Origin of the sequence: Malaciobacter halophilus (genome assembly GCF_002837275.1) — a bacterium.
Taxonomy (GTDB): domain Bacteria; phylum Campylobacterota; class Campylobacteria; order Campylobacterales; family Arcobacteraceae; genus Malaciobacter; species Malaciobacter halophilus.
The window spans coordinates 90,564-100,644 of record NZ_NXIF01000026.1 but is presented as its reverse complement, the minus strand read 5'-3'; the positions used below and the strand labels follow the sequence as shown (position 1 = coordinate 100,644).

The following is a 10,081-nucleotide window of genomic DNA, read 5'->3' as shown; positions in this document are numbered from 1 at the left end:
AAATCCTCTCTCTTGCTTCTCTTTTTAGCCTCAGCGAATTTGGACGGGAATTATAGACAAATTTATCTATCTTGTCAACCCTTTACCCTTAACTACAGCTTAAATTTTTGAATTTTTCTGCTTTTTACCTCTTTTTTTATTTTTTCTCTATATTTTATAGATATATCCACTTTCATGTTCTATTACAATTTCTCTTTTATTATTATATTTATCTATAAGTTTTATAATGCAAGGCTTTGTTAATCTATATTTATAGTGTTCATTTTCATTTGTACTCAACTTTTTATAAACCCATCCATCACTTCCAAAAGATATTTTTCCTAAAGAAGAATCCATTTTGCAACTAACATCTACTTTTTGTATTCCAAATACTTTTGTTAACAAAACATATTTTGATGTATCATAACTATTCACACAGCTATTTGAACTATAAATATATTTATTTGATAATGCATCTTTTAAACTCTCACTTTTATTTGGATGACCTTTTAGATTTTCATCACTATATATTACATAATATATTCCACCAATACTTTTATCACACTCAAAAAATTTCAATGTCCATCTTTTTTTATGCCATTTTTGTTCATCTAACTCTTTTTTATCATCCAATAAAGCTTGATATCGTGTCTGTTTTAAATATAACACTAAACGATTTGTTGCAGTATCAATATTATTATCTTTCAATTTTTCAAAGGAAGTATTAGAATAAAAAGAAGCAGTAATTATTGTTATTAAAGTAAGTATAAATATAAGCTCTAATAAAGAGAATGATTTTTTATTCATCTTCTTTATTTATATATGCAGTTGCAACTTCAACTCCATAATATACAATTGGGATTTTAATATCGTAATTATCAAGTTTTTTTAATGATATAAAATATTTATCACCTTCATATACTTTATAAAATCTAAGTCTTAATAATAACTCTTCATCATTTGATGATATGTGATTTATATTTAGTTCTTTTAATTTTTCACTTAACTCTTTTACTAAATGATATTTATATACAAAATGTTTTTTTGGATTATCTAAAACTAAATATAAAGGTTTATTAAAAATGGTAATAAAAATATTCAAAGATAATGTTATTAGAACTAAAAGTGCAAAATAGAAGTGTTTCTTTCTAAATTGCTTTAATCTAACTCTATATGAATGCATAAATAATTTTAACATTAAAGGAATAGCAATAACAACGTAAGGTGCATAATCTTCAATATAAATTTTTTGTCTAAAAGAAAATACAATAGAAAATATTAAAGCAGTTGCACTTATATACCAAATAAAAGAAGTTTGCTTTTTTATTCCCATTCTATAAAGTGAATAAAAAAAGTATAAAAATAAAAAAGGAGAAAAAATAGAAGCATAAATAGCAAAGGTATCAATAAAAAAACCTTTAGGTTTTCCAGTACTTTCAAACCCATACACTCCCATAGATAATCCAAATAAAATCAAACTTACATAAATCATTAGATTATCTCTTTTACTTAATGAATAAAAAAATATTGCTAAGAAAAATATTGCAAATGAATTATCAACAAATAAAAACGCAATTAAAAAAACATAATTATGTTTTTGTGTTTTTTGATAATAATATATATAAAAAAGTGTACAAAAAGTTACTACAATTGCACTATTAACTAAAAGAGAAGCACTTAAAACTCCTGGTAAAAACATAAAAATTATAGTTGATGCCACCCTATCACTTTGATATTTAAAATATGTTTTTGTATTTAAGTAGATTAAAATAACACTTGAAAAATAAAATGTGATAAAAGGTAACCTTAATGCTATATCATTTTGTCCAAAAATTGAAGTTGATACATTGGTCAAAAGAGATAATAAAGAGTTATTTTCAAAAAAATTCAAAGCCTCTTTATAAGAAATACTTAAAGTATTTGATACAAAAATCAATACAATTGTAGTGACTATTAAGGTTGTATAAACAATTTTATTGTATTGATTAGTTGTATCTATCATAATTTTAGAAAATTATCAATCATCTCATATCCATATTCACTCATTATAGATTCTGGATGAAATTGTACTCCATAAATTTTTTTATCTTTTATTTGTAATGACATAATCTCTTCATCATCTAAACTATATGATGTAGGTATAATATCTTCTGTAATACTATTTTTATCAACTGTTAAAGAGTGATACCTTGTCTGAGTAAACTCATTTGGTATATTTTTAAAAATAGGTGTATCAAAGCACTTTTTTATTTTTGATGTTTTTCCATGCATCATATTTTTTGCTTTTATCACATTTGCACCAAATACTTGTGCAATACTTTGATGTCCTAAACATATTCCAAAAATAGGAGTAGTATCAGCAAATTTTTCAATTACTTCTAAGCATACTCCAGCATCATCAGGAGTAGCAGGACCAGGAGAAATAATAATTTTTTCTGGATTTAGTTTTTTTATCTCTTCAACACTTAGCTCATCATTTCTTATAATTTTTAAATTTGCACCTAATTCTTTACAATATTGAACTATATTATAAGTAAAAGAATCATAATTATCAATCATTAAAATCATATTTTATTTTTCCCTTAAAAACCCCTATATTAAAGGCTTTTCAAATTTTATAAATTTTCTTAGATAGTCAAAAACTACCCAAAATCTACCCTTATGGATAAATTTGGGTATATTATACCTTGATTCGTGTATTTTTTGAATTAAATATACCCTTAGTATTTTCAACATTCAACATTTTAATTTATCTTCATATTAAAGGAAGTAGTGTGTTGAAAGAAGGTAATCAACAAATTTCAACACTTTAAATGTTGAAACTGTTGAAAACATGCAAAGAAACACTCAAAAGCGAAATTTAAAGGCTTTTGAGCATTTGTTGATTGTTGACTTAGAGAGTGTAATATTCACTCTCTTTTTTTATTTTTTCAATCGAAACTAGGTCATCAAGTATCTGTAGTAATCCATCTTTTTGAGTTACTTTTGAAGATTGTGTAATTTCTCGAATCGTACAACGCCTGTTTTTATCACATAATCTTTGAATCGCTTCAAAAACTTTTTGCGGGGTAGATTTTTTACTATTTTGATTTGCAACATCTAATATCTTAAATGTATGCTCCTTCTTTACATAGTCCAAAAAATCAATTGCACATTGCATTGTCTCTTTTGATATTAAAACTACTTCTCTATCAAAACTCATTGTTTTATCTAGTATAGCTTCAATATTTTCATGAGACTCACTGAAACAGTTTTGAGCTATATGAAAGATGATAGCAATTCTGTAAAGCATTGTAATACTTCTTGAGCTAAATCCAGATGTTTCATCCCCTATGGAGTATTTTGTTCGAAACTCTTTGCTGATTTTTGTATTAAACTTTATAGCTTCTTGCTTTGCCTCTTCACTTAAAAGTAAATTATGTTTAGAGGCGTAAACATAGAATTTTTTAGCAAAAACAACAAACTCTTTTAGCTCTTCTTTACTCAAATACTTTTCAAAAGGTATATTTTTATTAATCTCTTGCTGAAATACAATCAAAAATCGATTTAAAAGTCCATCTTCAAGACCTTCTTGAATCATTCTTGACGATAAGCCAGAGTTTCCCAATGTAGATGCAGCATAAAGTCCCAAACCACCTATTTTGATATTTTGAGTTCTACCTTGTGAAACTGTTCTATTGGTTAAACAGTTTGCACTGTCAAATATCTCATCAACCATTTTAAGAAGTTGTCCCACATGCTCATTTCTTTTTGAAATAGCAATCATTTTGCCCAGATTATCTAGGGTAATTAAGGGAGTAGAGCCATTTTTTAGACTCTCCTTTAATCCTGCTTCTGTTGCATTGGGTATAAAGACATCTACACCATTTTTTAAAGCATTGAGCTTTTTAATTAGAAGCTTTTTTTCTTGAATATCTTTACAAACTTCTAACTCTTTTTCAAGCTCTTCTTTTAACTTTTCATTTGTCTCATATTTTTTAGCATAATACTCATCTAGCCAACCTAAAAAAGCATCTTTTAAAAGATTTACTGCACTTGTTTTCCCACCTCCACTTCTAAAAAATGAAGCAACATATACAACTACTCTATCTCCATCTATATCATCAAGATTTCGAAAAAGTTTGATACCATTGCAAAGAGGTGCTAAAACACTCAATGAGGTAATAGCTAAAACATCCGTTGAAACAAACGTTTTTTTATCTGCAATCTGTATTAACTTTACTAAACTTGATGGAACTTTTGATAAAATAGGTGTTGTATTTTTAATAATAGGCTCTGCCTTGAGCCAGTTTTCTAACTGACTCATGAAGCAAAACCTTTTTCTTTGTTCATAGTATTTTCGATATACTCTGCAACACCACGAACTGGAAAACGATACTGTCGCCCTACTTTTTGATAGGGTGGTAAAGTATCACCTCCCAAAGATAGTCTTCTGTTAACAGTAGAAAGACTTACTCCAAGCACTTCGGCTAAATCTTTCTTAGTTAACATGTACCCATAGTCTAGATATAACGTATGGCTTAGATTATTCATTTTTACTCCTTTGACTTTAAAGGAGCTGAAAAACTAGTTACTAATTTCCATACTTTCCATCTCTACATTTTAGGCACTTTGATTAAGCTGATGGGTTAGGACTGAACCTTTGCTTAAATCAAAGGTGGATCATTCATCAGCGATCCATACTGTTTGCATTTCATAATTACATATTAACAGTGCACTGTTTATCTATCCATTTAGCAAATCTAACTAGTATTTTGATTTACTTTTACATTCAATACATCTTAAATATCATGATGACAAAAGGCAACCCATCAAAAATCCTTATGTCATGAGTACACTAGCTTTATCAGCTCGTGTTACTGATGATCACTATGTATCACCAGTATTGAAATTTTAAAGTATATTTTTTTAGATTTTACTTAAATTTATGTCTTGAAAAATCTAAATTTCTTTAATTCTTTTTGAGTGTCAATACCGTTATTGACAGCCTTTTATAAGTTTTTGTTTCAGCTCAATTAAAATCACATAATAGATGATATAAAACTATATCATTTTGATTTTTCTTTCTTATTTCTTTAAAAATTTTGAGCCTAAGTTCTCTAGAATCAACATCTAAAAAAGAGTGTGTATATAAATCAATTGGATCAAAATTTTTGTATTGTTGTTGTGCTAAATAATCTTTATAATCACTACATAGTTTTGGGAAATCATTCACTTTGCAATAAACCAAAACAATTAACACTCTACACCCTTTGGCATTGTATCCATCTAATTTATCCATATGTGTTTTGATAGTCTGTTTTGTGCACCCAAATAATCGAAAAGCCTCTATTAAAAAAAGATCATTTTTTGATTGATTAGATACTATAATATCTCTTTCTCCAGAACCTTTTCTATTTGCATTACTACTTGCTGATTTACCACCTCTTGATTGATCCCTAGCACTCCATTGAATAAAATCCATTCGTTGATTTATTAATGAAGTTACCCAGTCATTAATCATATCTTCAATATATAATTTCGTATTTTTTTCTTTAATATTTTCTCTACGCTCTAATAGTTCTAAAGATATTAAACGCATCATTTCCAAAATAAAATCATCTAAAGTAGAATCTTGAGAGCGTGAAAATATATTTGCATGATCCTCATCTAGCATATTTTTTATTTTTAACCAATAATTTTGAGCATCCCTTAAAGATAACCTTATGTTTTCAAAATTCTCTTTTGGCTCAAATTTTGTTAAATACTGTACTTCAAGATTTTCATTTAACTCTTTACGAATATTTTCAAGCTTTGCTTGCTCTTGTGTATCAAGTTCACCATGAAATTGAATAACTTCATCAAGGTATTCTAGTGCTATATGTGATAAACGTTCTTTTTGTAAAAATTTACATCTAATTGGCACCACGTCTAAGTCTTTTTGTAAATATTCAGGTATTTGCTTCCAATATTTTAAAAACTTTTCACTATTGTTTATAATTTGATATCCCTCAAGCAACAATAAATATTCATACTTATCTAAAATATGATTTAAAAATAATTTTGAATAATTCTCCCACTCTTCAATAGCATTTTTATAAGCTTCTAAATATCTTTTATCATCACGTTGAAACTTTTTTTCAATAATTTTATATCTAGCATTGAGCATATTACTAGCGTATGATGGTTGAATGGAATCATCTAAAAGAGCCTTGAGACAGTTATATGTAGTCTGTGGCTCATCTTCAAAATAAAGTAGTCCAATCAAGAATTTTCTATATCTATCGACTTCTGCTTGCATAGATTGATTAGGATTGCCAAAATTTTTCTTATCATTAAATGGATTCTCAACTTGATTAATTTTCTTAATTCTTTCGTCTCTTTTTAAAACTTTTTGATTAAAAATTTTTACAACAGTCGATTTGTATTTAATTTCTTGAAGTGTTTTTGTATAATAATTTCCTCTTTGATTTTGTTCAAAGATATATAAAAGAGAGTCTGAATAATCTTGTAAGTCAACTTCATTTAAAGAAAGTACGAGACACCCTATTATTTCGGGAATAGAAGTAAAATCTTCTTCAGAAATTTGCCGTTTTGTAAGTTCATTTATAATCTGTTTTTTTCTTTTTTTTGAAGCAGTATGTTTTAGAAGCTTAAATAAGTTCGCAGTACTAGCATTGTTTAAAACATGACTATCAAATTCCTCTTTCCCTTTATCACTGAATTGATTAGAAATTTGAGCAAATGACTCAAACATCATATTATTATCTCTCTCTAAAAAAGCCTGAAAAATATCACTTTTCCAATTTTGCGTATCAGTCAAACATTTAACAGTTTCTAAAATGGCTTTCTCAATTTCAGATTTATCACCTATAGAGGCACTTGTATATAAGCTTAGTAATAATTTTAAATGGACTCTTATTGTTTTAAGTTTTGGATATATTGCATCATCTGCGATAGGAATATTTTTTAATAATTGCTTACCTACATCCAAAAAAGCTTTCTTTTGATTATTTGTTGATAATTCTAAGACTAAAGCCCAATTAAATCTAGATAATTTTTCATCTTCTTGCAATCCATTAGAAGATTCTAAAGCTTCGTTTATAGAACTTGTATAGAGCCTTAATACTTCGTTTATTATCTTTGATGCCAAATCAGTTGTCTTGCAATTATTGTTTACAGCTAAAGACTCTTGATACACTTTTGACAAAAGCCATAATAATAAATTTATTTTTTCATATGGTAGACTAAAGCAGAAATTATTACCAAAATCTTTTTCTATCGCTTTATCAATAAGTTCATTAAGAATCACCTTAAGTAAAAACTCTTTAGGTTGGTTTGTCACTATTCTTGTTTGTATTTTTTCAAGATATTCGAACGTTATTGTTAAGTAAGAAATAGTTCTATTATTTTGGCTATAGACATCCTCAGAAAGTAAAATTAATAGTTCAGATATTATTCTAGCTACCTCTTCTTTATTTGATAAATTTTTAAAAAATGAAAAGAAAATATCTAACGACTGATTCCAAATTATTTTTTTCCATTGGATCATATAATCATTTGTATCTGTTCTAAGATTTGGAGTATTATTATTTGATAAAATATGCATCATACCTATAACTAAAGTATTACGATTACTTAGGTAAAAAGGGATCAAAGAATCATTGAAAAATTTTGTTAAAAGCTGACCTGCTAAAAAAGGTCTATTTAAACAGTTGTCAAACAATTTCTTTGTTCTATAAAAACTTAAATTTTCATCAGGTAAATAACTATCATTTTTTACTATAAAATAAATCAAATTTTCATATATACTGATTCCCATTGGAAAAAGTCTATCTGTAATAGCCTTACTGTTCCACCATAAAAAAGCATCCAATATATTTTTATTTGGATTAAGTTCCTTTAACTCATTTGGTAATGCTGGATTATGCTCATATACAGAATGATGATGTCTCGTTGCTTCCAAATAAAGCTTTTTATATGTATCAGTCCATGGTTCTTGAAGTTCTTTAGAAGATAGAATATATTCAACAATTTCGTCTAAAAAAGCATTTTTTGATTTTTCATTTTCAAAATCTAAATTGATAATGTCTCTGTAATCAAAAGCATTAGACATTAAATCAAGCCATTTTTCAAAGGCCTCTTTTTTCGATTTATTTTGTAGATATAAAAGTTTCCATAGTTCACTACCGATAGGTTTAATATCTTCATATAAGAATTTGAAAGTAAATTTATTGTTATATCTACTTTCTAAATAATCCAAAGAGTCAAAGCTTTTACTAATTTGTAAAAGCTCATCTTTGGTGATTTGTAATTCACTTCTCTCATAATCATTTAACCCATAAATAAGCGAAGATAAATCATTAACAGTTTTTTGAATTGTTAAGTTGTCTTCATTTTTGTAGCTATAAGGCACTCTAGCCTTATCGTTAACAAACCATATTAAAGAAAAATTTTCTAATTCATCTAAAGTTACTGAACTTTGTATATTAATCTCATCATTTGTTGATAAGTTTTTTACTTTTCTCTTGCCACTCAAAAATGAGTTTATTGTTTCTTTATCTAATTGAAAATTCAATTTGCTCTTGATTAAAATTTTCGATACTATTTGAGCATCATTATTTTTAAAATCATAGATGTGATCTTTTTCAAAAGTATTGTTTTTGTACAAGTATAATTTTTTATATAAATCTTGTATCAACTCGTATTGGATGTGTTGTAGCATTATTATTCTTTGTTAATTTCACATAATGGAAACTTAATAATCTCCCCACTTATACTTTTAAAACATTCTCTTACCAACTTTGCATAGTCTTGATTATCTGTATTTTTGATATACTTAACTACTTCAAATAGTTCATGAGTATTTACAAGTGCTATTCCAGTTCTTTTTGCTGAATCAATAGCTTTTTGACTAAAGAACTCTTTTCTCTCATTTGGATGCAATAATCTAAATGGATTACCAAACAGCACACCTTTTGCATGTACTGTAACGTCATCTCGCTCAAAATCTTCATGAATATTTGATTCCAACTGTCTAAACTTAGTTACATTTATTGCCGAGTTGTCTTTTCCCTCAGCTTCACCGATAAATCTTCCTTCATCAGATTCAAATACAATATCAAATTCAGATTTTCCATCATCATAGTTCTCTGCTTTGAAACCTATCGTTTGCAACGCATCTATGATTGCATATTCTAAAGGTTTACCATTTTCATACAACAGTTTTTTTGATAATGAATGTTTAGAAAGTTCAGTTTGCTTTTGCTCAATTTGCGATTTTATTTCTTCTATTTGCTGATTTAATGCATTAATTTCATCTAGATATTTCTGCTCTATATCTAGCTGAAACTCTTTTTCTTCAAGCCATTGTGGAGCTGGAGTACTTTCTATGGATGTTTTCAATGCCTTATCAATCGCTATAATTTGGCCTAAAAGTGATTTTCCAAATTGTATAGCCTCTTTAGACCATCTAGTTATTTCTATAAAATTATCTGGCAATTTTAACGGTGGTAATAATAAAATTGTTCCACCCTTATCATTTTGCAACATTCCACCAACTATTTTATCTCCACTTTTTGTAAGAATCAAGGGTTTTACTTTTTCATGATCAAAATAGAGTTGATACTCAGCGAAGTTTTTTACAAGCTCCCAATAAGGTTTTAGAAAATTGGCATTTTGAGTAAATTTCATATTTTTACCATTTGCCACTTTCTTATTTGTAAAATCTATTGGTAGCATTTTATAATTTTCTACAATATCTACAATATTTGTCGTTCTTGTATTTTTACCAGTTCCTGAATATTGCTTTTGTCCAGTACTGTAAAAAACTTGTTCTATAGTTTTCATAAATACAATAATAGTTTTACCACTCTCAAAAGCCATTTTCAGCTCTTCTCTCCAATGATTTATAGCTTCCATACATTGTGTTGAACTAGATTCTGATAAGCTAGGCTTCCCTTGAAAAGTAGGATTAATATAATCTGCTTGATATACTAGATTAGGCTCAAATAAAATAATATCTGCATCTAAAAGTGATGTGTTAGAATGAAAGCTTTGATACTGAAAAATGTCTTTTGTAGGCAATTGAAATCCGACTGTAAAAATTGTTTTTGCTGCCATA

General features: G+C 27.4%; 7 protein-coding genes. All 7 read right to left on the bottom strand.

Annotated features, from left to right (window positions below):
• Nucleotides 1-147: 147 nt before the first annotated feature.
• Nucleotides 148-786, bottom strand: a complete 639-nt coding sequence (locus CP960_RS06980; protein WP_101184698.1) for a hypothetical protein — start codon at nucleotides 784-786, stop codon at nucleotides 148-150.
• Nucleotides 779-1,981: an ArnT family glycosyltransferase gene (locus CP960_RS06975; RefSeq protein WP_101184697.1), complete on the bottom strand. Its 1,203-nt coding sequence runs from the start codon at nucleotides 1,979-1,981 to the stop codon at nucleotides 779-781. The genes CP960_RS06980 and CP960_RS06975 overlap by 8 nt, the downstream gene beginning before the upstream one ends.
• Nucleotides 1,978-2,547 carry an anthranilate synthase component II gene (locus tag CP960_RS06970; protein WP_101184696.1) on the bottom strand — a complete coding sequence of 190 codons (570 nt, stop codon included), beginning with the start codon at nucleotides 2,545-2,547 and terminating at the stop codon, nucleotides 1,978-1,980. Before CP960_RS06970 ends, CP960_RS06975 begins: the two co-directional genes overlap by 4 nt.
• 325 nt (nucleotides 2,548-2,872) lie before the next feature.
• Nucleotides 2,873-4,285 (bottom strand): DUF3987 domain-containing protein, encoded by a 1,413-nt coding sequence (locus tag CP960_RS06965; protein WP_101184695.1) that lies wholly within the window; start codon nucleotides 4,283-4,285, stop codon nucleotides 2,873-2,875.
• Nucleotides 4,282-4,512 (bottom strand): helix-turn-helix domain-containing protein, encoded by a 231-nt coding sequence (locus CP960_RS06960; RefSeq protein ID WP_101184694.1) that lies wholly within the window; start codon nucleotides 4,510-4,512, stop codon nucleotides 4,282-4,284. Before CP960_RS06960 ends, CP960_RS06965 begins: the two co-directional genes overlap by 4 nt.
• 478 nt (nucleotides 4,513-4,990) lie before the next feature.
• Nucleotides 4,991-8,683 carry a hypothetical protein gene (locus CP960_RS06955; RefSeq protein ID WP_101184693.1) on the bottom strand — a complete coding sequence of 1,231 codons (3,693 nt, stop codon included), beginning with the start codon at nucleotides 8,681-8,683 and terminating at the stop codon, nucleotides 4,991-4,993.
• Nucleotides 8,684-8,685: 2 nt separating this feature from the next.
• Nucleotides 8,686-10,080, bottom strand: a complete 1,395-nt coding sequence (locus CP960_RS06950) for a hypothetical protein (RefSeq protein ID WP_101184692.1) — start codon at nucleotides 10,078-10,080, stop codon at nucleotides 8,686-8,688.
• Nucleotide 10,081: the final 1 nt, after the last annotated feature.

What these genes read in the sequence shown, in the direction of transcription:
- CP960_RS06980 (WP_101184698.1), bottom strand. Translation starts at nt 786, where the DNA reads ATGAATAAAAAATCATTCTCTTTATTAGAGCTTATATTTATACTTACT.
- CP960_RS06975 (WP_101184697.1), bottom strand. Translation starts at nt 1,981, where the DNA reads ATGATAGATACAACTAATCAATACAATAAAATTGTTTATACAACCTTA.
- CP960_RS06970 (WP_101184696.1), bottom strand. Translation starts at nt 2,547, where the DNA reads ATGATTTTAATGATTGATAATTATGATTCTTTTACTTATAATATAGTT.
- CP960_RS06965 (WP_101184695.1), bottom strand. Translation starts at nt 4,285, where the DNA reads ATGAGTCAGTTAGAAAACTGGCTCAAGGCAGAGCCTATTATTAAAAAT.
- CP960_RS06960 (WP_101184694.1), bottom strand. Translation starts at nt 4,512, where the DNA reads ATGAATAATCTAAGCCATACGTTATATCTAGACTATGGGTACATGTTA.
- CP960_RS06955 (WP_101184693.1), bottom strand. Translation starts at nt 8,683, where the DNA reads ATGCTACAACACATCCAATACGAGTTGATACAAGATTTATATAAAAAA.
- CP960_RS06950 (WP_101184692.1), bottom strand. Translation starts at nt 10,080, where the DNA reads ATGGCAGCAAAAACAATTTTTACAGTCGGATTTCAATTGCCTACAAAA.